We start from the raw sequence: 24,805 nt of genomic DNA, 5'->3' as shown, positions 1-24,805 counted from the left end.
CTGAGCGGTTTCAAAATTTAAAATTATAGGTTATGGAAGGAACCGGTATCGAAAAAATAGAACTCTTGTAAGCCTCAACATTTCCATTCTCTGTAACATAAAAAACCGAGTAAGGGTTGTTCCTGCCCAAAACATTGTATACAGAAATGGTCCAAAAGCTATGCCCAACCTTATTGAGCTTATGGTTCCCCTCTATATTAAAACCAAGATCCAACCTATAAAAATCAGGGATTCGGTAGCTATTTCTATCACTATAAACAGCATATTCGGCATCATTAAAAGTGAAATTGCCAACGGGAACGGTAACAGGCCTACCGGTTTGATACACAAAATTGGCCGACAGACTGAATCTTTTGGTAAACTTGTAATTGGCTACCATACTCAAATCGTGAGGTTTATCAAAATTCGAGGAAAAAAACTCTCCATTGTTCACTCTTTCCTCTTCGAATTCACTGTCCAACTTTAAAAAGGAGCGTGAATAGGTATACCCCAGCCAACCGTTTAATTTACCCCTGTTTTTTCTTAACAAGAATTCTACCCCATAAGATTTCCCTTCTCCTTGCAACACTTCGGTCTCCACATTCTCGTTCATCAATAACTGTGCTCCCGTTTTAAAATCCAATACCTTGTCGCTTGTTTTATAAAACCCTTCCAAACTTATTTCGTAGGCATTGGCATCCAAATTTTTAAACACTCCAAAGGAATATTGATGTCCTGTTTGGGGTTCAATGTTCAAATCGGAGAGTTTCCACGTGTCAATTGGCGAAATTGTAGTGTTATTGGTGAGTATGTGAACGTATTGAATGGACCTGTTGTATCCTGCCTTTAAAGATAGGCTGGGGGTAATAAGGTATCGTGCTCCTGCTCTTATCTCCGGGCCACCGTAGGTCTCTATCACTTCATTGTTGCCATATTGTATCGTGTCCCGAACAGTACCTTGGTTCTTCGGAGCCCCCTCTTCGTACTCGTACTGGGTTTGTTCTCCCAAAGCCATGAACGTGGAATACCTTAACCCTAAATCAACGGCAAACTTTTTGGTTATGCTATAATTTGCCGATATATATGCCGCTGATTCCAAAGCCCTCTCCTTTTCCAAGGAATTGTATTCCACCGAAGACTCTTCGTTTAAAGGTTCCAAAGTTCCAGGTGCTACCGAATATAACTTTCCTTCTACACCGTAGTTAAATTTGAGGTCGGTACTGTGCAAGTAATCCAAGTTTATCCTCGCTTCTGTTTCGTTGATTTTATAACCTAAATCAAAATCATTGTTGGCCCCTCTTTCATATTCTATATTAAAGGTGTAACCGCTATTGGCAATCTGAACCTCGGATAAGTGCTTATCGTTGAACTTGTGCTGCCATCTTAGTGACACCAAGCTGTTATCATAAATGTAAAGGGAATCAGAGGAAATACTAAAATTGTCCTTGCTGTAGTATGCCGTAGCCTTTATTTTGTTGTTCTCGTTCACCTGATGGGTATAATTGGCCACTCCATCATAAAATGTTGCACGACTTTTACTCAAAGATTCTTCTTTCATAGATCGCAAGATCCAGTTGGCATAAGCTCCCCTGGCACCAAACATAAACGAGGATTTTCCCTTTACCACCGGGGTTTCCAAAACCAAATTGCCCGTTACAGGGCCCAATGAGGCTTCACCCTTAAACTCGGAATTGTCGCCATCTTTTGTTTTAATATCGAAAACTGAAGATAAACGACCTCCAAATTTTGCTGGAATGTTTCCCTTATACACCTCCAATTGCCCAATTGAAAAAGGATTAATGGCTGAAAATATTCCAAAGAAGTGCTGTGGGTTGTACATGGTGGCACCATCAAACAACACCAAATTTTGGTCTGCCTTTCCTCCCCTAACATTAAATCCTGTTGCCCCTTCACCGGCCGATGATATTCCTGGCAATGCCGTTGCAACTTTTAGGACATCCCTTTCACCAAGGACCAAAGGAATGGTTTTGCTTTCTTCACTATCAATCTCTTCTGTTCCGCTTACGGTTTCTTCAATATTTTTGTAAATATCTCCCTCCACTACCACTTCATCCAACTGCTCAAGACTTTCATTAAACTCCAAGTCCAAAATGCCATCATTAAAAATGATGATTTCCTTTTCGGCTCTCTCTATGCCCAGTGCCCTAAACTTTAAAATATTGGAGCCTATTGGTAATTCAATACGATAAAACCCCTCAAAACTGGTTATGGCAAGCAATCGGTCATCATTGGTTGAAATGGCCATATCTGGAATTGGGTCTCCAGACTCAAAGTTTGTGATATAGCCGCTAAGCGTGTACGTTTCCTTTGATTGAGCACCAATTTCTCGGCCCACCCTAATGGTTTCAACATTTTTGGAGACGCTTTCATCTCCTTTTGCATAAAATATTGGGGTCACTTTTCTGGAAGCTGACACGGTCTGGACTTTCGCTGAATCTTTTCCAAAAAATCCTTCGGGAAGGTTACTGTAAATATTGTTATTGTTGGTAAGGATTATTTTATTGGGTGGATACAGAAAATAATTCACCGTTGTGCCTTCCAATAGGTCTGCAATAATATCTTCTATATTTTTATTGGTATATTTTTTTTGAATGAAACTGTCTGTAAACCAATTTTGCAGATAATAAATTTGATATTCTGTGTCCGAATTAATTTTTTGCAGAGCTTCTAAACGGGAAACATTCTCAAAAGTGAAAGATAGTTCCTTTTCGTTGAATTGGGAATATGATATCTTGAAAACCAAGACAAACAGAATCAAGACCAAATAATTTCTCATAATTCTGTTGGGTTTACGAATTTATTGAACAACAGTTTAAAAAAAGTATCCTTGTCAGTTTTAAATGCTATCCTATTTTGCTTAAAGAAACCCCTAAGCTCTTTCTTTTGCCCAACAAAAACATGGCTCCATTGGTTTTTTGTGTTTGCTTCAAAGAGTTCTCCCCTATACAACAAAATGTAATCTATGCTTTCTTCATATTCAGTGACCACTTGACTTTCCTGTCTTGATTGTACGCTCTTCTTTCTATACTTTTTTAGCAACAAATCTCCCTCTTCGCTTTCCAAAACCTCCAAATATCCATATTGTTGGCCGTCCCTAAAAGTGGATGGCAAGCGTATAAAACGGTGCCCATTGATTGTAAACTCTTTAACCTTGTTTTTTATAAGTCGGACCAATAGCCCGGTCGGGTTAAATTTTGGGGTAATCAAAAGCTCATCCAAATGAACATTGTATTTGAGATTTTGCTCAAAATAGGGCTGTCCATCAAAGACGATGTCCCCTTTTAAAAAATTATTTTCTAAAAAATATGCATGTGTATCGGAAGCACCTGTAAACCTTTCCTTGAATATAGGGCCATTGTACAATGCCATGTTTTGCTCCCCAACAATAGAGTCGAACGTTGAGTAAACTTTTGGTGCTGTTATTTTATTTGTTTGGCCTTGTGCCCACAAAGTGGAGAAAAAGATAAGTATAAAAACCACCAACTGAATAGGAGTATACCTCTTGGAAATGCTAAAATTATGCCCCTTGTTGTTATTTTTTATCAATCTGGATAATGCTATTTAAATGGCAAATATAAGGTTTTAGTTATTTATCTGAATCCTACAAAATTCATGCATAAAAAATGTCGGATTAGTATCTACGAATCATTGTTTTCAACGTTTATATTGGATAGCTTTGATAAGCATTCGCCATCAATGGTAAAGGCATAACCTGCACATCCAAACAAAGAGAACCATATCGGATTTGTGTCTAAAAGGGTTCCCAATCGACTAGAAGATAGTATTAAAAAAGGGTAAAGTTTCAAATATACCAACCTATTCTTCTTTTTTGTGTATCTTCCTAGGTATAACAAAAACCAACCCCCATGGTTACATTTGGCGCACTCTTACTATTGGGAACAGTTTGAGAACTATTAATTTATACTCGAATATGAAAGAAGAAATTCAAACATATAACGATAACCAATTACTCCCTGAAAAAGAAATCTGCGACTTACTGGCAACAACAATAAACAACGAACTTACCGAAGCGGAAAATAAAATCTGGCACTCCCACCCTGTTTGGTTTTTGGACGGTAATCCAATTGTTGGGTACAGCAAACAAAAAAAAGGAATAAGACTCATGTTTTGGAGCGGTGCGGATTTTAACGAAGCGTATTTAAATGTGAAAGGAAAGAAATTTAAAGATGCTTCTATTTTTTATACCAGTGTTCTTGAAGTTGAAACTGCGGATTTGACACGATGGTTAAAAAAATCACGAGAAATACAATGGGACTATAAAAACATTGTAAAAAGAAAAGGGCGTTTAGAAAAACTCTGATAAAATGAAAACTACTCCCGAACACGATAAACGAATGGCGAATATGACCTTTGCATCGGTATATCCGCATTATGTTACAAAAATTGAGAAAAAGGGTCGGACAAAAGAAGAATTACATCAAGTTATAACATGGCTAACAGGTTTTGACAACAAAAAAATAAAAAACCTTATTGACCAACGAGCAACGTTTGAAACCTTTTTTAAAGAAGCCACATTGAACCCGAACGTTAACCTGATAACAGGAGTGATCTGCGGGTACAGGGTTGAAGAAATTGAAAACCCGTTGACCCAACAAGTCCGGTATCTCGACAAATTGGTGGATGAGCTGGCTAGAGGTAAAAAAATGGAAAAGATTCTAAGGAATGGCTGAGCTATTCCACGGTCGATGCAAAATTGACCGATAATGGTGGATTTTGATGTATTTTTAATTGAATTCGGACAGAAATTTATTGATTGGACATTAATCTGGCAGGTTGAAAACACCAGAATATTATATAGTATGTTCAATTAGCACAAGACTCTCTTCTCATGGTCCATGTAACGCACCTCTATGTTGGAATCGAGCCCAAGGACCTATACTTTTATACCTGGAGTCATCTGCCCCATTAACATGCTAGTGTTAGGAGTTATGAAAGTCAAAAAGTAGCCCCGGCAAAAATCGAACTTTCCTCTCGGACCCCCAGTTTTATTGGGGTTTCCACTTTTTGATTTCAAAATGTTGACAATTTGTGAACTTTTGTGAACGATTTGTCTTTTCGTCTTTTAAAATATATACAAACTGCCTTAAATAAGTGATTTGTTTATGAGGGAGTACAGTTTTATTTGAACTTTAGTTAAATTTAAAAGCCCATCCCATGAATGGTATTTTTTTGTGGTTTTACCATACTCTGCAAACCTTTTTTAAGAGCTTTCCATCAACACAGATTTTTATTTAAATCTATTACTCCATTCCTATGGATATCCAATAGATAATATCCGATTTATATTTATTTACTCGATATTAACTGGATTAACCCTTTGATAATAGTATTAAACTTAGATTAATCAAATCTTATCGACTGTAAAGATATATTTGATTTTTTCGATGTGGACACATATGCTTTTTAGCTAAAAGATGTCCTGAATAGGCTTAAAACCGGGGAGATTCAATCGGTTTTCGACCCTATAACCCCCAAGTGCTTACCATAAACATTCCATAGTGTACACACAAGAAGTGTACATCGCGATGATGACTATAAAATGAGAAGCATAACCAATGACCAATACTAATTTGAAAAACAACTGAAGATGTCCTATATACCACTTGAAGAACATTTGCCCGGGATTACCGGACTGCTCGAATACAGTAGGGAAACCGCTGAACCGATCCGTGAACTCACCCAGATCTTGATGCGGGGACCCTCCACCTTATCCGAAGGGGAACGGGAACTGATCGCCACGGTGGTCTCATCAGGGAACGGGTGCGTGTTCTGCACCACGGCACATACCGCCGCGACCAACACCTATTATGATGACCCATCCCTATGTGAGATGGCCAAAAAGGATATTGACTCCACCCCCCTAGATGAGAAAATGAAGGCCCTTCTACATGTGGCCCGGTTGACAGGGATGGGAGGAAAACAGGTCAGTACGGAGGCCATTGACCGCGCCAAGAAACACGGGGCAACAGATCTTGAAATCCATGACACGGTCCTGATCGCCGCCCTGTTCTGCCTCTACAACAGGTATGTGGACGGCTTGGCCACCCATTTGCCCAAAGATGCCTCTTATTATCAGGAATTGGCTGACCGCCTGAACAAAAATGGGTATGTGAGGATTCCCGAGGCCTATGAACAATTGAAACAAAAGAAGACCAAACCAAATTCCTAACAACCAAAATCCATGAAAAACAAGATCAATACGTTATTGTTGCTTCTGATTCCTTTCCTTGCCTTTACCCAGTCCAACACGGTTTCAGGGACCGTTTTGGATGCAATGACCAATGAACCCATGTCAGGGGCCAGTGTCACGATTTCTGGAAAAACGATTGGTACCACCACCGATGGGAACGGATATTTTAAACTGAACATAACCCAGGGGTATCCGGTGGCCATAACCATCTCCTTTATCGGGTATGAGACCCAAGAAGTGCTTGTGGAAAGCGCTGATCCGGTGTCCATCAACCTCGATATCAAGAATGAACTGTTGGAGGGATTGGTCATATCCGCTTCACGTATCCCGGAAAACATCTTTCAATCCCCAGTGAGCATTGAAAAGATGGGTACCGTCGATATCAGGGAAACACCTTCACTGGATTTTTATGACGGGTTGCAGAACCTCAAGGGCCTGGACATGGTGACTAGTAGCCTTACCTATAAAGAGATCAATACCAGGGGGTTCAACGATACTGGAAATGCACGCTTTCTGCAATTGGTGGACGGGGTGGACAACCAGACCCCGGGCCTGACCTTTGCAGTGGGCAATATGTTTGGGTCCAGTGACCTCGATCTGGAAAGTGTGGAACTGATCCCAGGGTCGGCCTCCGCCCTTTATGGACCAGTGGCCTTCAACGGTGTGCTCTCCATGCATACCAAGGATCCCTTTAAATACCAAGGCCTCAGTGTGAACACCCGCTTTGGTTTAAATCATTTTGGGGAGGAATACAGTAATCCCAAACCGCTATACGATTTGTCCATCCGATTTGCCAAGGCCATCAATGACCGTTTTGCCTACAAATTCAATGTTTCCTACTTTACGGGACTTGACTGGTTTGCAACCAATTATACGGATGTGGACGATGGCACTCCCCCGGAGCAGCGTGGAGCCAATAATCCCGCCAGGGATGCCCTGAACATCTATGGGGACGACGAGACAAGGGACCTGAGCGGAATTGGAAGAGTGTCCCGTACAGGCTATGAGGAACGCTTCCTGATGGATTATGATGTATATAGTCTGAAACTGAACGGGGCCCTGCACTACCGTGTGGGCAACAATGCCGAGCTGATCTATCAGTACAATTTCAACCAGGGTAGAGCGGCCTATACGGGAAGTAACCGCTTCCAACTGGACAATTTTCAGTTCGAACAGCACCGATTGGAACTCAAGGGAGCTGATTATTTTGTCCGTGCCTATGCCAGTATCGAAGATTCCAAGGATTCCTATAACGGAAAGGGATTGGGGCAATTGATCAACAAAACCTGGGTGCAGGACCTCAATGGCAATGTGGTGAGCCCGGATCAGGCCGATGATGTTTGGTACCAACGGTATTCCGAGGCCTATAACGGCAACATTACAGGGGTGACAGCGGGCAGCCATGATGCCGCCCGGGCATTTGCCGATCAAGGCCGATTTCTGCCGGGATCGGACGAATTCAACCGGGAAAAGGAACGGTATATCGGCATACAAGGGTTGAGTGGGGCAGGCATCCTAAGCCAAAGTAAACTGTACCATATTGAAGGTCAGTACGACTTAAGTAACCATACCAAGGTAATCGATGTTCTGGTGGGCGGTAATTTCAGGTACTATGATATGTTTACCAATGGTACGTTGTTCGACGATGCGGACAGTCCCATCCTCATTAGGGAAGGCGGGGCTTTTGTACAAGCTTCAAAAGAATTGTTCGAGGACAAACTGAAACTGACCAGTTCCCTGCGGTATGACAAGAACCAAAACTTTAAGGGCAGGTTGACGCCCAGGGCCTCCGCAGTATATAACATTGCCGGGAAGCATTATCTCCGGTCCTCCTACCAAACAGGATTTCGGAACCCGACACCCGGGGACCAGTATATCAGGCTTAATGCCGGGCCCATTACCATTCTGGGCGGGGTGCCCGATAACAGTGATGACCTGACGGTATATCAAAATTCCTTTACGACCGCCTCCTTGGGCCCCTTCTTTGGAAGGTTCAACGAACTGGTGAACAGTGGCACCCCTTTTGGGGATGCCGTGGCAGAGGCCAAGGACCTCTTGGTAAAGTCCGATGTGGGCTATATCAAACCGGAGCGGGTACAGACCTTTGAAATTGGCTATAAAGGGTTGATCGGGGGAGATCTCATGATCGATGCCAACTACTATTTCAGCAGCTATAACGATTTTATTTTGAACCAAGTGGTCATAGAACCCCAAAGTCCTGTGCTGGCTGGTGGGGAAGTGAACATGGATGCGGCCATAGACCTGCTCAATGGGGACAGTCATCTTTACCAGTTGTACACCAATGCCACCGAAAGGGTGACCACACAAGGGGCCACTCTGGGCATCAATTACAGGCTGCCCGGGGATTTTACGGTCAAGGCCAATGGTACATGGGCGGAGTTCAACCTGCGCAATGCCGATCCCAATGACATCCCTGCCTTCAATACGCCCAAGTTCAGGACCTCCCTCATGTTGGGCAAGGATACCGTGAACAGGAACCTGGGATTCAATGTGGCCTGGCGATGGCAGGATGCCTATGACTGGTACGGCACCTTCAACCAATTGCGTCCCGGCGGGATTTCCGCCTATTCCATGGTGGACGCACAGGTCAGCTATAAAGTGCTGTCCCTAAAATCCATTTTTAAGTTGGGGGCGAGCAACCTGTTGAACAACCAAGTGTACCAAGCCTATGGTTCACCAACGGTGGGGGCCGTATACTATTTGAGCATCACCTTTGACGAATTGTTACGATGATGGGTACTGATTCAAACCGCATGGGAAAACCAAGGATAGGAAAGTTTGCCTGGATCCTGTTCATCTGTTGTTTTATAAGCAATGTATTGGCGGGACAGGTATCCACTTTGATGTCCGTTTACCTGCCCAATGTGCTGGATTCACTTATGCAAGATCGGGCCAGCGATGCCGAGGCGGTAGTACAGATAGAGACTTATATCAATTCCATTTTTTTGCTTGGCTGGACCTTGGGAGGCTTCAGTTGGGGACTCATAAGTGATCATATCGGACGGTTAAGGTCCTTTGCGTTGTCATTGGCCTGTATCGGTCTCTTTACCTGGCTCATCTACTTTGTGCCCAGTTGGGAACTCCTGGTCGCATTTCGATTGTTGGCAGGATTTGGTGTTGGCGGGGTCATGGTGATCTCGGTGACCTACCTTTCCGAAGTATGGCCCAAATCCTCCAGGAACATCGTGATCGGTATCGTGTCCATCGGATTTCCCGTGGGGATCTTCAGCTCCGGGCTCATCAATATCCTGTCCGGTTGGAGGGAAGGCTTCTTGATGGGCATTGTCCCGACACTACTTGCAGTCGTGGCCTTTATCTCCCTAAAGGAATCCCCGTCTTGGGCAAAAGCGGATAGGGGATTCTCATTCCGTGACCGAATACAGCTATTCACCCATCATCGAAAGGAACTCATCCATGGCTCGTTGGTGTTCGGTTCCATGCTCATTGGACTGTGGGCTGTTTTCTCATGGTATCCCACATGGGTACAGAGCCTGCTTGTTGGAAGTGATGGACAGCAAGAACGGGGATTGGTCATGATGCTCTTGGGAATCGGGGGGATAACGGGCGGATTTTTATCCGGTTGGGTGGCCAAGACCTTGGGGGTCAGAAAGGCCATGCTCCTCTGCTTTTCGGGATGTTCCCTGATGGCATTTTTGCTATTCGGGCTCAACCATGAATTTTCAAGGGTCATCTATTTTGAAACGGCATTGCTGTCCCTGTTTTTTGGGATCAGCCAAGGGCTGCTCTCGTTTTATATCCCACAGCTTTTTCCAACGGCCATCAGGGCCGGGGCCACAGGGTTCTGTTTTAACCTCGGCAGGATTTTCACCACCGTGGCGGTGTTCTCCCTGGGAAGCATGGTCAGCATGTTGGGGGGATATGGCAATGCCCTGTTGTTCTTTTCCGTAGTGTTCGTCTTTGGTCTGGCCCTGGTCTATGTGGACAGGCACAGTGCCAAAGAGTTGGCCACTGCGAGTGAACCATGATCTTTAACGATAATAGACCCATTTAAAAACCAATAATAATACACCTTATGGCACACATTTCAGTTTCACCCGATGTCCCCGGCATACGCAGTTTGGCCTTGTTTCGGCCAGAGACCGGGAAACCGCTTTACGAGCTTGCCCAAGTATTGCTGCGCCGACCTTCCACGCTCAGTGCTGCGGAACGGGAACTCATAGCGGCCTATGTTTCCTCCCTAAACCGTTGCAAGTTCTGTTCGGACAGTCATACCGCAGCCGCTCGGTCGCTGTTTGGAAATGAAGGTCAGTTGGTCTCGGAAGTGCTGGAAAATATGGAAACCGCCAAGATCAGTTCCAAAGTGAAGGCCCTGCTCCGAATAGCGGAAAAGGTACAACAGAGCGGAAGGGCAGTGGCCCCAGAGGATATTGAGTTGGCCCGTAAAGAGGGTGCGACCGATCAAGAGTTGCACGATACGGTCCTGATTGCGGCCACTTTTTGTATGTTCAACCGCTATGTGGATGGCTTGGCCACTTGGACCCCGACCAATCCCAAGATGTATGCTGAAATGGGGGAGCGGCTTGCCACCAAAGGATATGTATTGAATCAAAAAAGTTAAATATGGCACATATCAAAATTGATGAAAACCTTCCGGGAATCCGTGGCCTGATGCATTTTAGGCCGGAGACCGCCCAACCCATGAACGATCTGGCGGAAGTCCTCTTGCGTTCGGAGAACTCCTTGAGCAGGGGGGAACGGGAACTGATCGCCACCTATGTTTCCTCCCTCAATGATTGTTTCTTTTGCCAGCATGCCCATGGGGGCATAGCCCAACATTACCTACAATGTGATGTTGCATTTATCGATCAAGTCAAGGATGATTATAGGAACAGTGGCATTTCCGATAAGCTAAAGGCCCTCCTAGTCATAGCCGGGAGTGTCCAAAAAGGAGGGAAGCATGTTACCCAAGAGCAAGTGGATCAGGCCCGGAAACTGGGGGCCACCGATAGGGAGATCCACGATACGGTCCTGATCTCGGCAATATTTTGTATGTTTAATCGATACGTGGACGGACTGGGGACTTCCGCGCCCTCTGACCGTAATTTTTATATCAATAGAGGTAAACAGCGGGCCGAGGAAGGCTATGCCCATTACGACCCCAAAAACTGACCAAGATGAAAAAGTGGTTTTATATTGGGGCCATTGGCCTGGCCCTGTTTGAGATACTGAACGTATATTTTATAATGCCCATGCCCGGGAGCCAGGAAATGGAGAGCATTGATCTGGCCTATTTTCTATACAAGTGGCGGTGGGCCTTCCGAGGGGGCTTTGTGATCCTAATGGCCATTGGGGCCTATAAGGCCTATGTGTCCAAACGATGGTTGATGCTCGGGGTGCTTGTGGCCTGCTTGGCCGTGGCATACCTATTCAACTTTAGAATGGCCGCGGATAAGATGTTCTATCAACCGGGGCAATTGAGCCTCGCCGATTCCACTTCCAACTCCATCCCCTTGGACAAGCTGGTCTTGGGCATAGAACTCAACAACGAGGCCAAGGCCTATCCGATACAGCTCATCGCCTACCACCATCAAGTACTGGACACTCTGGGGGGAAAGCCCATTATGGTGACCTATTGCTCGGTTTGTCGCAGCGGACGCATCTTTGAACCAGTGGTCAATGGTGCCCCTGAAACGTTCCGATTGGTGGGCATGGACCATTTCAATGCCATGTTCGAGGACGAGACCACCGGTAGTTGGTGGCGACAGGTCAGTGGGGAAGCCATTGCAGGACCATTGAAGGGTCGGTCCTTGCCTGAACTCAGGAGCGAACAGTCCAGCCTAAAGCAGTGGCTGGAACGCTATCCCAATAGTTTGGTCATGCAACGGGATTCCACCTTCAATGAGGAATATGACGATCTCGATGACTATGATTTTGGAATCGAACGGGGCGACCTGACCCGGACCGATACCTTATCTTGGAAAGAAAAGTCATGGATAGTGGGGATCGAGAGTGGAAATGACAGCAAGGCAGTGGACTGGAACCGACTTAAGGAGGAACGGGTGGTCAACCTGGAACTTGGTGGAAGGCCGGTCGTTGTGGCATTGGCCCAAGATACCCTGAGCTTCTATGCCCACGAGCGACCTGATAACACCCTATTCAGTATTCGGAACGATACCCTTATCGGGAAACAGAGATACACTATTTGGGGCGAACCCATCGATGATTCCATACCACCCTTGAAAAAGATCAACGCCTATCAGGAGTTTTGGCACAGCTGGCGCACTTTTCATCCCAACATGAATATTTTACAAACCAATGTAAATTCTTCTTCTGAAGATTGATTGGTAATCTTAGGTTGTAATTGACAAGTTTGTACTTAGACAATCAAGAATTTATATGCATTTAAACATTAGCGAGCGAAACAAGTTACGTGCTGTGCAAGCATCCCAAAGCCACATGTCCATCCTAAGTTGACTGCTCCATGGCTGTGCAACATATTCCTTAGCAACCAAACACAAAAATTCCAAACTGATTGCAAGCGGCAAGGGTCAAGTTTCAAGGTCTTTAATAGATGGCTCAAAATGAAAAAGTAGCCCCGGCAAGAATCGAACCTGTCTGCCGACAGGCAGGCTTGCATCTAACGTTTAGGAAACTTATTCCCTGCCCGCCCTAGTGGCCTCACCAGGACTCGAACCTGGATCTAAAGTTTAGGAAACTTCTATTCTATCCCTTGAACTATGAGGCCGAAAGCCATTTGGCAGGCGGGTATCCATTGAACCTCGTCTGCTGAAAGGCAGGTACGGGGCCATCCATAAAAATGGATTGCAAAAATAGGTTTTTTTAAAAACTTTATGCAACAGTGGGGATTCAATTTAGGGGTGATTTCCCTATAAGTCGTTGGAGAGGTGAGGTCAAGCCCGTTTTTTTACTTCTTCTTTTAGTATTTTCTCAAAATAGGAACGTGACAAGGGTTTGTCCACGTAACCAGAAATCAATTCGTTGTTCTTGGCTATAGTGCGGTCTTTGACATTGGTAAAGGCCGAAAGCACATATACACTTGGAAGATTGTGCTCCACGAACAAATTTTTAAGGTTTTGCAAAAAATCCCATCCGTTCATCCCATCCATAACAAGATCTAAAAAGATAATATCTGGAAGTCTATCGTGTTCTTCCACTGAACTAAAACAAGCCTGTATGCCTTCTTCCCCACTGGAGCAAGTAACAATATCAAAATTGCCCTGGGATTGCTGTATGCAGTATCGGGTCGCAAATTGCGACACCAAATCATCGTCTATGATAAACGCGGTAAGTTTCATGTAGGACTATTAAGTAAGTTTGGGACAGCCAAAGCTATGCGATAGCATCCAACGAACCATTGATTTTCGTTGTTTCGCCTAAAATACCGTTAAGTCAACCTTAATGTGGTAATTTACTCCTAAAAACACCATAAACAAAAGCTCCCAATACCGCACCGATCAGTACAATAACTATAGGCCAGTAACCAGCTCCTACCAAAATGTAGATAGGCCCGGGGCATGAACCTGCCAAGGCCCAACCCATACCAAAGAGCGTCCCTCCAACAATATATCTTGTGAAAGATCTTTCCTTATCTTCAATATTCAGTGGTTCCCCAAAAAAGGATTTTACCTTGGATTTCTTGATCCATTGAACCAAAACGACCCCAACTGCCAAAGCAGAGCCAATAATGCCATACATGTGAAACGAATCGAACTGGAACATTTCATAGATCCTGAACCACGATGCGGCTTCCGATTTGTAAAGCACTATTCCCAAAAATGTACCTATGATGATGTATGCCAAGTTTTTCATGCTGTAAAGATTAAGGGGAACAATAGGTGAACCATGATCAGTCCGCCGATAAAGAAGCCGATGACCGCAATCAATGAGGGGCGCTGTAGGTTGCTCAACCCAGAAATGGCGTGTCCTGATGTGCAACCTCCCGCATAACGGGTTCCAAATCCCACCAAAAAACCGGCCACCAAAAGAATAGTCCAAACTTTTGGGTCGGAAAGGGATTCCATACCAAAAAGCTCTGTGGGCAAATAGGCCGTACCAGCACTATCGAAACCAATTTTTTGCAGTTTGTTTACGGTTTCGTCCGAAATATTTACCGCAGGATTCGGTGATAGCCAATGTGCTCCCAAAAATCCGCCAATGACGGAACCGAGGACCACCAACAGGTTCCACCGTTTGGATTTCACATCCACCTTGAAGTAATCAGAAAATTTTCCTGCGCCACCGATGGAGCAGAATGTCTCCAAGTTGGAGGACATTCCAAAACGTTTGCCCATAAGTATGAGCAGAGCCATAATAATGGCAATAAGTGGGCCCGATACATACCAGGGCCAAGGTTGATAAAGCATTTTCGTGAGGTTTTGGACAAAGATCACGAAAATGCCCTAAATAGCAAACCCAATAAGTACTGTCAGCAACTTTTGTTGGTATCGGATATTCCGAATTTCTTCAAAATATCTTCCAGCAAACACCACTTTGTCAAAGATGACTGAAGCAGATTGGCCCCTACAAAAGCAGTAAACCAAAGCCAGTTGATGTTCACATAAATGGCCAAAATAAGGCTGATGAGGATAAAGGTTCCTGCTACGCCTCTTACAATTCTATTTCTCATGATTTTATTTTTTAAACAGTTCTTTCAATCGGCACCTCGACCGCCCTAATGGGGTTCGTGGTCCCACTATTTTGGTTGAATTCTTCCAACAGTTTGAAAAACTCAGTCACTTTTTCTTCCTCGGTGAAGGAAAAAAATAGGTTGGATGCCGCCCCACCCTTTTCACTGGGGAACCAACTATTGGTATAGAACATCGGAGGGGTGTTTTTGTACCCATCTATGTCCGACCCGCTAAAATTTTCTATGCCTGCCTTTTTGAAGAGTTTGAACACTTCCTTTTCGTATTCTTCAACGGTGGTAACAATGATCATTTTCATTTTTACTTGTAGTTTTTACGTTCAATCATATAATACACCAATGGCACCACCAAAAGTGTCAGTATGGTCGAAACAATGGTTCCTCCCATCAATGAAATGGCCAATCCTTGGAAAATAGGGTCGAACAAGATCACAAAAGCTCCAATTACCACGGTTCCCGCGGTCAACAAAATAGGTGTGGTACGCACGGCACCCGCTTCGATCACGGCTTGTTTAAGGGGTATCCCGTCATCCAATCTCAGGTTTACGAAATCGATGAGCAATACCGAGTTCCGCACCATGATGCCCGCCAACGCAATCATCCCGATAAAGGAAGTGGCCGTAAAGAACGCACCCAACATCCAATGCCCGAGCACAATACCAATCAATGAAAGCGGTATGGCAACCATCATCACCATAGGTGCCCTAAAATTTTGGAACCATCCTACAATCAGCATGTAAATGATTACGATTACACCCAAAAAGGCAATTCCCAGATCGCGGAACACCTCAAGGGTTATCTGCCATTCCCCATCCCATTTTACGGTATAATCGTCTTCAAACTGGGGTTGTTCCATGTAAAGTTCATTGATGGAATAGCCCTGCGGAAGTTCCAATTGGTTCAACCTATCGGTCATCCCCAGAATGGCATAGACCGGGCTTTCCAGTTCCCCTGCCATATCGGACATCACATACACCACCCTTTTTTGGTTTTTCCGGTAGATGCTCTTCGCCTTGATGCCTTCTTTTACTTGTACCAAATCCCCAACGGAAACCATATAGCCCTGCTGTGATGCTATCTTCAACTGTTTGATCTCCTCCAAACTGGATCTATCCTTCTCGCTTATGGACAACACTATCCCAATTTGATCAAAAGCATCCTCTCGGTAAATATGCGCTACAGGCTGTTCCCGGAACGCCATCGCCATCACCTGCACAATCTGTTGCGGGGTAACCCCGTAAAGCATCGCTTTTTCCTTATCGATCACAAAATCGTACTCCACTTGATCATCCTCGACCATCCAATCCACATCCACCACATCGGTAGTGTTGTTCAAAATGCCCTTTACCTTGTCGGCCAAGGCAATCTGCTTGTCGTAATCGGGACCGTAAACCTCAGCAACAATGGTAGATAATACGGGAGGTCCCGGTGGCACCTCGACAATTTTGATGTTCGCATCGTATTTTTTGCCCAATTCCTGAATTCTTGGCCTTAGTAGTTTCGCAATGTCATGACTTTGTTCGCTCCTGTCGTGCTTGTCCACCAAATTCACCTGAATATCGGCCATATTACTGCCCCCCCGAAGGTCGTAATGCCTTACCAAACCATTAAATGTGATTGGTGCAGATGTTCCCACATAACTCTGATAGTTGACCACTTCTGGACGTGTGGACAAATACGCTCCTATTTCCTTGGCAACTGCCGACGTTCTTTCCAAGGTGGTTCCTTCGGGAAGGTCTATCACCACTTGGAACTCATTCTTATTGTCAAAAGGAAGCATTTTTACCGTTACCGATTTGGTAAAGAACATTCCAATGGATGCAAGCAACAAGAAAAAGGTAATGCCCAAGAACAGCCATCTTTTTTTTCTACTCTCTATCAAAGGGCTTTCAAAGCGCGAATAGGCTTTGTAGATAAATGTATCTTGAATTTCGACCGGTTTCTTTTCTTTTTTCTTCTTTTTGTCCTTTTCCCTTAGGAAAATGTATCCCAAATAGGGGGTGATGGTCAACGCTACAAACAGTGACAACAACATCGCAATCGAAGCTCCGATGGGCATGGGCGACATATAAGGACCCATCAACCCAGACACGAATGCCATGGGCAATACGGATGCAATTACCGTAAACGTGGCCAAAATGGTCGGGTTCCCTACTTCGTTGATGGCATAGATCGCAGCATCCTTGAACGGCAACCGTTTCATTTTAAAGTGGCGGTGCATGTTCTCCGCTATAATGATGGAGTCGTCCACCACAATACCCGTTACGAAAACCAACGCAAACAAGGTAATTCGGTTCAAGGTGTAATCCAGCATATAATAGCTGAGCAAAGTCAACGCAAAGGTAATGGGCACCGATAGGAACACCACAAGTCCACCTCGCCATCCCATGGCCAACATGACCACAAAGGTCACCGCAATGATGGCACCAATCAAGTGCATCAATAATTCCGATACTTTTTGAGAGGCGGTCTGCCCATAGTTACGGGTTACCTCGACCTTCACTTCGTCTGGAATCAAGGTAGTTTTTAAGTGGTCCACTTTTTCCAACACCACATCGGCAATCTTCATGGCATCGGCTCCTTTCCGCTTGGCAATGGAAATGGTTACCGCTGGATATTCGGATTTATAAACTTCCGCTTTTTCACTGGCTGCCCCAAACCCAAGGGAAACATAGTTTTTAGGCAGTTCTGGGCCATCCAATACCTTTGATATCTGCTTTAGATAGATAGGTTGACCTTGTTTGGTGCCTACAATCAGGTTTTCGAGATCTTCTTTGGTCTCCAAAAAATTTCCTGTGCTGATATGGAACTCGGTATCATTGGACAGGAAATTCCCGGCATCCATCTGCTGGTTGTTTGCCTTGATCATTTGGGCTACGGCCAACATATCTATTTGGGATTCCGCCATTTTATCCTTGTCCACCACCACACGAAGCTGGGGACTGCGCCCTCCTATCTTTTTGGTGATGGAAACGCCATTTACTTTTTCGATCTCGTTGATGAGCTCTCCTGAGATCTGCCTTAGCTGAAAATCATCGTACTCCTCGCTCCAAAGTGTAAGGGCCAGCATGGGTACATCATCAATGGCACGGGTTTTTACCAAAGGCATGGTAACCCCAGCCGGCATTTGGTCCATGTGCTTGTTGATCTCATCGTACAAACGCACCAAAGATCGTTCAATATCTTCTCCCACGTAGAATTGCACAATGGCCATCCCCTGCTCTTGCATGGAGGTGGTGTACACATATTCTACGCCTTTAATGTTCGATATGATTTTTTCGAGTGGTTTTGTGATCCGGGATTCCACCTCGGTTGGGCTGGCTCCTGGATATCCCACAAATATGTCTGCCATGGGCACATCTATCTGTGGCTCCTCCTCCCTCGGGATGAGGAAGGAACTATATACCCCAATGACCATAAACACGATCATTAAGAGCACCGTTAGCTTGGAGCTGATAAACCCTTTGGCTATTTTTCCTGCAAGTCCGTCTTTCATTGTTAGCTTTTTTGGTTTATTGAATGCTTACTTTGACCCCGTTGTAAAGCTTTCCTTCTGCTGAAACGATGTATTGGTCTCCTTCGGATAGGCCGGACAACACTTCTACTTCATCACCGTAGGTGTCACCCAGTCGCAACCAGCGCAACAGGGCTACATTATCCTGACCCAAAGTATAAACCCCGGTCAACTGACCTTTATGCACCAAGGCTTTGGACGGAACGGTCACAACTGTTCTACCTTCGCTCTCGTTTTCCGCCTCGAGCCTAACGGTGGCATACATTCCTGACAAAATCTTGGCTTCTGTTTTATCCAATACAACCTTCATCACATATTGTCCGCCCGTATTTTGTGCAGATGCACTCAACTCGGACACTTTTCCAGTAATCGTGGTATCCAATGCTTTTACCAAAATGTGGGCTTTGGTTCCCACTTTAATGGCAGAAATGTTGTTCTCGGCCACTTTGGCCTCTACCTCAAATCCTCCTGGGGATTCAACGGATACCAACGGAACACCTGGATTGGCCATATCGCCCTCATCAATGTAAGTATTGGTAACCACTCCGCTGAAGGGTGCTCGAATGTTGGCGTAAGCGAACTGGGAGTTAACCTCGTTCTTCATTTGGTTTGCGGCTTCCAATCGGGCTTTGGCCATTTCGTAGCGGGCCGTCATATCATCCAACTCTTTTTGGGAAGCACTGTTTTCATTGAAAAGGTTTTGGAACCTTTCATAATCTTTCTTGGCATTGTTAAAGGCCACAGTTGCTTCGGTAATGGAGGCTTCCACCTGTGCTTTTTTGGCCCGTAGGTCCATATTGTTGATGGAAATGAGCAAATCTCCCTTGTTTACCTGCTGACCTATTTTCACGGGAAGCGATTCCACATGGCCCATCATTCGCGTGCTCAAGGTGGCACTGTTCAATGCTTGTATTTGACCACTACCGGCCAATATGGTGTTGCTGTCATCGCTTTCCACTTCGGCAATCGTTACGGGAACTGCTTCTGCGCTTTTTACCGTCTGTTTTTCATCACTGCCGCATCCCATTAGGAAAAATCCCAAGGTCAGGGTTAACATGAAACCTTTATATATCGTAGTGTTTTTCATTTTGTAATTATTCTTTGGTTAAAAATGTTAATAAGGATTGTGCTTGATTATATTCAAAAATGGTTTGATAATAGGCCAGTTGCTTTTCGGCATAAGTGGCTTCGGCCATCAAGAGGTCCGTTGTTTTCTCAAGACCTTCTTTAAATCGGTTGGTGCGTATCCTCAATGATTCCTCGGATTGCTCCATAGCCAATTTTGAGGTCTGGAGCCTGCTCGCGGCATCCTCGACCATCCGTTTGGTGCGTTGTAGCTCCATAGTACTTTTGGCGACGTACTGCTCGTATTCCTGTTTCGCTTTTTCATAACTTGTTTTGCTCTTTCCTGCTTTGGCAAAGCGTTGGAATCCTTTAAAAACATCCCAGCTCAAACTTGCACCAATAATGTATCCCTTGGCATCGGCCTGAAAAATTTGGTCATCGTACATTTCATAGCTGGCGAAGGCATTCAGCCTTGGTAAAAAGGTCATGTTATCCGCTTTCATGTTTGCTTTGTAGGCCTCTGACACCAAATCCATGGCCTTTACATCAGCCCTGTTTTCCAAAGAGACATCGACCCATTCACCAAGATTGTCCGGCACCAATTCGTTGGATGGCTCGTAGATCACATCCCCTTGCTCGTTCATCAAAAATGATAGATAGTCCGATGCATTCCGCACGTTGTTCTTGGCTGTCTTCAACTGATCGGAAACCTCGGTTACCCGAACCTTTACTTCCAACAGATCCGCTTTTTGAAGCAAGCCTTGGTCGTAACTGTTCTGTGCCATATTTAAATTGGCATTTGCGGCTTCGTAGGCTTTTTGAAGTACAGCCACAGCCCTGTGCGCCAATTGCAGTTGGCCATAAGCCTTTTGGGCTTCAAAATTAAGGTAGTCCCTTGTTCTCAGGGCCTGAAGCTCTTTGGCCTCCATGGTGGTCTTGGCGGCTTTACGTTGATAAAATCCGTCCAAATTGATCAGGGGTTGTTCCACTGAAACCTTGGTGGCGTAGTTCTCGATCTGATCGGGATCGTTCAACAAAGCAGGGTTAAAATCTGCTTGGGTCAAAATCTCTTGGTTGAGTTTGGACCCAAAGGCCATCAATGGATTTGTGGTCGCCATTCCTGTATGCGACACAGCAATCTGTGGCAAAAAGATGGAATTGGAGAACCTATAATCGTATTTTGCCATTTGGGCCTCCTGTTCGGACACCTTGATGCTGGCATTGGACTCTTGCACCTTTGTCAATACTTCTTCCATAGAAATCTTGACAGGGTCTTGGGCAAATAGTTGTCCCTGAATCCAAATGAGTATTGTCAATGTAATTATTCGTTTCATGTACTTAGCTAATTTGAAGCAAAATTAAATTTGGCAATTCGCCTGCACAGTAACCTTGGTTACCGAGAAAAATGCTCTGTTTCCCTAAAAAACAAACCTCAACATGCCCCTGTAACCAAAGAAATGGGTCATATTGAGGCCTTTTCAATAAGGAGGACGTGTTTTATGCGTTCCGTGTTCCCCCATGTCCCCCGGCAACGATAACCAACACTTTTATGCTCAAATAGATGAACTTAAAGAACTGGATGGTGGGGTTCATCATCACAAATCGTTTGTATTTGGATATTCTTCGTGTCATAATTTTCTATTCTGGGATTAACCACCAAAAGGGTTTCATTTTTGCCTTGTAAAGGAATGCGTAGTGCAACGCCAACTTCAGCCAATGTCCGGCAAGGCCAATGGCACCAAAGGTTTTGCCCAATTTTCTGCCGTGTGTGTCCGGATATTTCTTGAAATCCGGTACGATTGGGAAAGTGGTAATGCTGATGCCGCTACCTTTCGTCATCCCAAATCCTGCCGATGCTATGCATGCAGCACCCATATTTCCCATGGATCCTTTATGGTGCAACTCATTGTCTGAATGTTTGATCATTTCGATGATGTTGTCGGCCACCAATTTTGCGGTGATCCCCGAAGGCATTCCCGTTCTGGGCGGCGCAGGTGTAATATCGGTACCGTTTTTGCTCTTTCGTGGCTTGGAAATGCTGTGCGGTGGTGCAAAGGCGATTCCGGGCGCGAAAATATTGGGATAGGAAGGGTTTTGATAGGTTTCGGGCCAATCTTGAACACTCCACTCTTCATAAGGTTTGGGTGTGTAGTCGGCGTCCACGATCATGAATCCCCTAAAAAGTCTGTCCGTGATATCATTCCCCATTTTGTCGTAGGCCTTAAAACCATGACCTGAAAAGGAAGGTATCAACATGGCAAAATCAAAGGATTCCTGTTTTTGTTCCCCTTCAAGGTTTTCATAGTGGGCCAAGCCGTCTTCCACTTTATGGACACCTGCTCCCAAAATCCATGAAATGCCACGGTCTTCGAAAACCATTCCAACCATCTCACTGGACTTCATAATATTGCTGCCATAACTCAACAGCATACCGTCCATGCCAAAATCTCCGAGATGGTATTCGTTGGAAATCCAGGTGATCTTGGCCATATCCCTTACTTTGTGCCGACGCAGTTCTTGTTCCACGTTCAGGATGTATTCGAAAGCGGCACCCTGGCAGGTTGATTTCGCGTGACCGGTCCCGATCAATATTTTGGCCTTTTTCCCTTGTTTCATTTGTTGGATAAGGTCGCTCAGGGCGTTCCACGCTTCATCGGCATGGATGTAGGTACATACGGAATGGGCTTTGTTTTTTCCGGGCGATAGCCCTTCGGTGGCCTCAAAATTGAGTTTAGGCCCAGTGGCATTGATCAGGTAATCGTAGGTCACTTTTTCCGTGGTCCCTTTTTCGTTCCCTGCTACATATTCTGCCACCACATAGGGTTTTGCCTCTTGCTGGTCGCCTTCGGGATGAAAACTAACGGCCTTGGCCTGCTTGAAGTCGATGTGCTTTTTGGCATACAAGGGAGCCAAAGGGAACAGGATGTCCTTCGGTTTCATTCTGCCTATTCCCACCCAGATATTGGAGGGGATCCATTGGTAGTTACTATTGGGTGACACCACCACTACTTCGTGCTCTTTGGGGAGCTTTCTTCTGAGATGGGATGCCGCCACATGACCTGCTATACCAGCTCCCAAGATGACTATTTTGGCCATTTTTATATCATTTTACCCAAAGTTACCTTTAGGTTTTCAGATATAAAGTGACCTAGGTCACACTGGTAAAAATCTGGCAGACAAATACTTCTGACTCGTTTACAAATAAGTGATTTTATACAATGACCGGAGTGTCACTGCACAGAACTTGATTACGATGGAACATTTATTTTTCCCCACCTTTCATCATCATGAGGACGGTGAGCACCAAGGCAACCACTACCACTGCAAATACGGCGATCATGATGATACCGTTCTCCCAAGAAACCAAAGGATATATACTTAATGTTTTCACGTTTTTGGAATTTAATATGCTGCAAATCTATGAGTTGGTCTTCGTACAAAATATGAGAAGAATCATGTTTGGCACAAAAAAACGCCCCATCAACTATAAATTGTGGGGCGTATTTTTAACATAATCAACCAAAAAACTAATCTTTGACCTTGCAGGTATTGATTCCCAAAAGGGTGTACAAAGGACAAAAACCAACAAAACTCGTTAAAACAAATATTGCCGCCAATGCCAGCAATATATACGCTAATGTTCCTGTAACTACATTAAAATAGTACAATGCGCCCACTCCAAGTGCCAGAATAATCCGAATCGTGCGGTCTGCCCCGCCCATGTTTTTTTTCATAATTGATAGTTTATGATTCTTACTATACAATTTACCAAAAATTGGATCAGCTTGCACAGCTTCTTTTTGATTTTCAAAGCATTACTCTAAAAGTAGAGGTTCATTGCAAAACGGATAGTAACCTTGGTTACACAGATGCACTATTTTTAAAGTACTTTTGTTTTTGAATCAGTTTTTAGCTTTTTCAACGACTCAATACAAGTATGCTAGATTATTTTGATGCCTTTATCAACGGTTTTTTGGGAACGGTCAGGTGGACTTGGAAATCAATCATTTTTGAAGTTCCCTGGCACACCAACTATTTCTGGGGACTGATCCTAATTTCAGTCTTGGTTTGGGTTTTGGAGATTTTGTTTCCTTGGCGCAAGGAACAATCTATTTTTAGAAAGGATTTTTGGTTGGACACATTTTACATGTTTTTCAACTTTTTCATTTTTGCCATTGTAATAAATGGGGTTTACAAAGTACTTGGTGTCTTTTTTGCCGATGTGGGAATTACTCCAAAAACATTGACCATTGTAGATATGGTCCACTGGTCACAATGGTCGCAATTACTGGTATTTTTTGTGGTACTCGATTTTGTGCAGTGGTTTACCCACGTGCTACTCCACAAATATCCCGTGTTGTGGGAATTCCACAAAGTACACCATAGTGTTAAGGAAATGGGGTTTGCTGCGCACTTGCGATACCATTGGATGGAAAACATTCTTTACAAACCCTTAAAGACCTTGGGGGTAATGGTTCTTGGTGGTTTTGAACCCGAACAGGCCTATATTGTACATTTTGCAGCTATAACCATTGGGCATTTCAACCATTCGAACATCAAATTAACCTACGGACCATTAAAATATATCTTGAACAATCCCGTGATGCACCTATACCACCATGCATACAATCTACCAGAAGGATATCGGTATGGAATGAATTATGGGATAAGTCTCAGTCTTTGGGATTATATTTTCCGTACTAACTATGTTCCAGAAAGTGGCGGAAAAATTGAATTGGGTTTTCCGGGAGACGAGGATATCCCCAAAGGTTTTTGGGGCCAATTGGTCCATGGATTCAAAAAGCCAAAAAATAAAATTTAATCGGGGCTTTTCGAAGCATCGAAAACTATACTCCAAATTCCTCGTACCTCATCTGAGGCATAGCCCGTGGCTTGGTCATCCGGGTATAGTTGGGACAAATGTTGAATTACATCGGGTGCCATTGTTTTTCCCGGGGTTCCGTGGCAGTTTAAACAAAGGGCTTGGGTAACTATGGGGTAATAGAACTGTACTTTGCCATTACCTTCGCTTAAAATAGGTACAATGGTGTCCCCTGAAGCCAATGCCTTTTTAAAGGTTTCGATATGTGCCAACTCAGAGGCATCAGCTTTATTTTTCGGATTTCGTGGCCTATCGGAAACTCTTCTTATGTGGGCGTTATAGTTGGTGGCCATGCTGTCGGTCAAGGGATAGGCCCTTTCATTGCAAAATTTCACAGCCTCTACCACCCCTTTTTCCTGAATGGTAGTCATGAGCGTTTTGCCCAGCACTTTTTGGGTTTCTTGGGCATAGGACATGCCTATTTCTGCGTAATCTGGATTTTTGGGCACCTTTTTATCTGATATTTTTGGCCCCTGCTTACAAGAA

24 protein-coding genes and 1 tRNA gene are annotated in these 24,805 nt (G+C 44.4%); 9 read left to right on the top strand and 16 right to left on the bottom strand.

Annotated elements, in window-relative coordinates; translation table 11 throughout:
• Positions 1–10: 10 nt before the first annotated feature.
• Both GO009_RS14145 and GO009_RS14140 read right to left on the bottom strand, forming a co-directional pair.
• Positions 11–2,776, bottom strand: coding sequence for a TonB-dependent receptor plug domain-containing protein (locus tag GO009_RS14145; protein ID WP_163627000.1), 2,766 nt, complete (start codon positions 2,774–2,776; stop codon positions 11–13).
• Positions 2,773–3,369, bottom strand: coding sequence for a hypothetical protein (locus GO009_RS14140; RefSeq protein WP_163626998.1), 597 nt, complete (start codon positions 3,367–3,369; stop codon positions 2,773–2,775). The genes GO009_RS14145 and GO009_RS14140 overlap by 4 nt, the downstream gene beginning before the upstream one ends.
• 562 nt (positions 3,370–3,931) lie before the next feature.
• Here GO009_RS14140 and GO009_RS14135 point away from each other — a divergent pair.
• From GO009_RS14135 to GO009_RS14100, 8 genes are all read left to right on the top strand, one after another.
• Entirely contained in the window at positions 3,932–4,321 is a 390-nt protein-coding gene (locus GO009_RS14135; protein WP_163626996.1) for a DUF1801 domain-containing protein, read from the top strand.
• Between the two features lie 4 nt (positions 4,322–4,325).
• Entirely contained in the window at positions 4,326–4,691 is a 366-nt protein-coding gene (locus tag GO009_RS14130) for a DUF2200 domain-containing protein (RefSeq protein WP_163626994.1), read from the top strand.
• Between the two features lie 917 nt (positions 4,692–5,608).
• A complete protein-coding gene (locus GO009_RS14125) occupies positions 5,609–6,190 on the top strand; it encodes a carboxymuconolactone decarboxylase family protein (protein WP_163626992.1) in 582 nt (193 codons plus the stop codon).
• A 12-nt stretch (positions 6,191–6,202) separates the two neighbouring features.
• Complete coding sequence (locus GO009_RS14120) at positions 6,203–8,965, top strand: TonB-dependent receptor (RefSeq protein ID WP_163626990.1); 2,763 nt, start codon at positions 6,203–6,205, stop codon at positions 8,963–8,965.
• A gap of 20 nt (positions 8,966–8,985) precedes the next feature.
• Positions 8,986–10,218 carry an MFS transporter gene (locus GO009_RS14115; protein WP_163626988.1) on the top strand — a complete coding sequence of 411 codons (1,233 nt, stop codon included), beginning with the start codon at positions 8,986–8,988 and terminating at the stop codon, positions 10,216–10,218.
• A 47-nt stretch (positions 10,219–10,265) separates the two neighbouring features.
• On the top strand, positions 10,266–10,811 hold the full coding sequence (locus GO009_RS14110) for a carboxymuconolactone decarboxylase family protein (RefSeq protein WP_163626987.1): 546 nt from the start codon (positions 10,266–10,268) through the stop codon (positions 10,809–10,811).
• Positions 10,812–10,813: 2 nt separating this feature from the next.
• Positions 10,814–11,362, top strand: coding sequence for a carboxymuconolactone decarboxylase family protein (locus GO009_RS14105; RefSeq protein WP_163626985.1), 549 nt, complete (start codon positions 10,814–10,816; stop codon positions 11,360–11,362).
• Positions 11,363–11,367: 5 nt separating this feature from the next.
• Positions 11,368–12,534 (top strand): DUF3179 domain-containing (seleno)protein, encoded by a 1,167-nt coding sequence (locus GO009_RS14100; protein ID WP_163626983.1) that lies wholly within the window; start codon positions 11,368–11,370, stop codon positions 12,532–12,534.
• Between the two features lie 332 nt (positions 12,535–12,866).
• Here the strand turns inward: GO009_RS14100 and GO009_RS14095 are convergent.
• From GO009_RS14095 to GO009_RS14045, 13 genes are all read right to left on the bottom strand, one after another.
• Positions 12,867–12,938, bottom strand: a tRNA-Arg gene (locus GO009_RS14095).
• Between the two features lie 166 nt (positions 12,939–13,104).
• Positions 13,105–13,509, bottom strand: coding sequence for a two-component system response regulator (locus GO009_RS14090; RefSeq protein ID WP_163626981.1), 405 nt, complete (start codon positions 13,507–13,509; stop codon positions 13,105–13,107).
• Positions 13,510–13,609: 100 nt separating this feature from the next.
• Positions 13,610–14,023, bottom strand: a complete 414-nt coding sequence (locus GO009_RS14085) for a DUF6691 family protein (protein ID WP_163626979.1) — start codon at positions 14,021–14,023, stop codon at positions 13,610–13,612.
• Complete coding sequence (locus GO009_RS14080; RefSeq protein ID WP_163626977.1) at positions 14,020–14,577, bottom strand: YeeE/YedE family protein; 558 nt, start codon at positions 14,575–14,577, stop codon at positions 14,020–14,022. Before GO009_RS14080 ends, GO009_RS14085 begins: the two co-directional genes overlap by 4 nt.
• Before the next feature lie 62 nt (positions 14,578–14,639).
• Complete coding sequence (locus GO009_RS14075) at positions 14,640–14,840, bottom strand: DUF2892 domain-containing protein (protein ID WP_163626975.1); 201 nt, start codon at positions 14,838–14,840, stop codon at positions 14,640–14,642.
• Positions 14,841–14,851: 11 nt separating this feature from the next.
• Positions 14,852–15,157: a hypothetical protein gene (locus GO009_RS14070; RefSeq protein WP_163626973.1), complete on the bottom strand. Its 306-nt coding sequence runs from the start codon at positions 15,155–15,157 to the stop codon at positions 14,852–14,854.
• A 2-nt stretch (positions 15,158–15,159) separates the two neighbouring features.
• On the bottom strand, positions 15,160–18,354 hold the full coding sequence (locus tag GO009_RS14065; protein WP_163626971.1) for an efflux RND transporter permease subunit: 3,195 nt from the start codon (positions 18,352–18,354) through the stop codon (positions 15,160–15,162).
• A 16-nt stretch (positions 18,355–18,370) separates the two neighbouring features.
• The gene (locus GO009_RS14060; RefSeq protein WP_163626969.1) at positions 18,371–19,459 is read right to left on the bottom strand and encodes an efflux RND transporter periplasmic adaptor subunit; all 1,089 of its coding nucleotides are present in this window, start codon (positions 19,457–19,459) and stop codon (positions 18,371–18,373) included.
• Positions 19,460–19,466: 7 nt separating this feature from the next.
• Positions 19,467–20,771 carry a TolC family protein gene (locus GO009_RS14055; protein ID WP_163626967.1) on the bottom strand — a complete coding sequence of 435 codons (1,305 nt, stop codon included), beginning with the start codon at positions 20,769–20,771 and terminating at the stop codon, positions 19,467–19,469.
• A gap of 163 nt (positions 20,772–20,934) precedes the next feature.
• Complete coding sequence (locus GO009_RS17770; protein ID WP_262887015.1) at positions 20,935–21,069, bottom strand: hypothetical protein; 135 nt, start codon at positions 21,067–21,069, stop codon at positions 20,935–20,937.
• A 6-nt stretch (positions 21,070–21,075) separates the two neighbouring features.
• Positions 21,076–22,533 (bottom strand): NAD(P)/FAD-dependent oxidoreductase, encoded by a 1,458-nt coding sequence (locus GO009_RS14050; RefSeq protein WP_163626965.1) that lies wholly within the window; start codon positions 22,531–22,533, stop codon positions 21,076–21,078.
• A 166-nt stretch (positions 22,534–22,699) separates the two neighbouring features.
• On the bottom strand, positions 22,700–22,828 hold the full coding sequence (locus tag GO009_RS17765) for a hypothetical protein (protein ID WP_262887019.1): 129 nt from the start codon (positions 22,826–22,828) through the stop codon (positions 22,700–22,702).
• Positions 22,829–22,964: 136 nt separating this feature from the next.
• Positions 22,965–23,171, bottom strand: coding sequence for a DUF2892 domain-containing protein (locus tag GO009_RS14045; RefSeq protein ID WP_163626963.1), 207 nt, complete (start codon positions 23,169–23,171; stop codon positions 22,965–22,967).
• Between the two features lie 203 nt (positions 23,172–23,374).
• Between GO009_RS14045 and GO009_RS14040 the strand changes: the two genes are divergently transcribed.
• A complete protein-coding gene (locus tag GO009_RS14040; protein WP_163626961.1) occupies positions 23,375–24,259 on the top strand; it encodes a sterol desaturase family protein in 885 nt (294 codons plus the stop codon).
• On the opposite strand, the gene GO009_RS14035 is transcribed toward GO009_RS14040, so the two are convergent.
• Positions 24,256–24,768, bottom strand: a complete 513-nt coding sequence (locus GO009_RS14035; RefSeq protein WP_163626959.1) for a DUF3365 domain-containing protein — start codon at positions 24,766–24,768, stop codon at positions 24,256–24,258. The two genes, GO009_RS14040 and GO009_RS14035, sit on opposite strands and share 4 nt — an antisense overlap.
• Positions 24,769–24,805: the final 37 nt, after the last annotated feature.

Origin of the sequence: Allomuricauda sp. TY007 (assembly GCF_010468565.1) — a bacterium.
In the GTDB taxonomy this organism is placed as follows: domain Bacteria; phylum Bacteroidota; class Bacteroidia; order Flavobacteriales; family Flavobacteriaceae; genus Flagellimonas.
The sequence above is the reverse complement of the archived record's forward strand: the minus strand, read 5'-3'. Positions and strand labels throughout refer to the sequence as shown.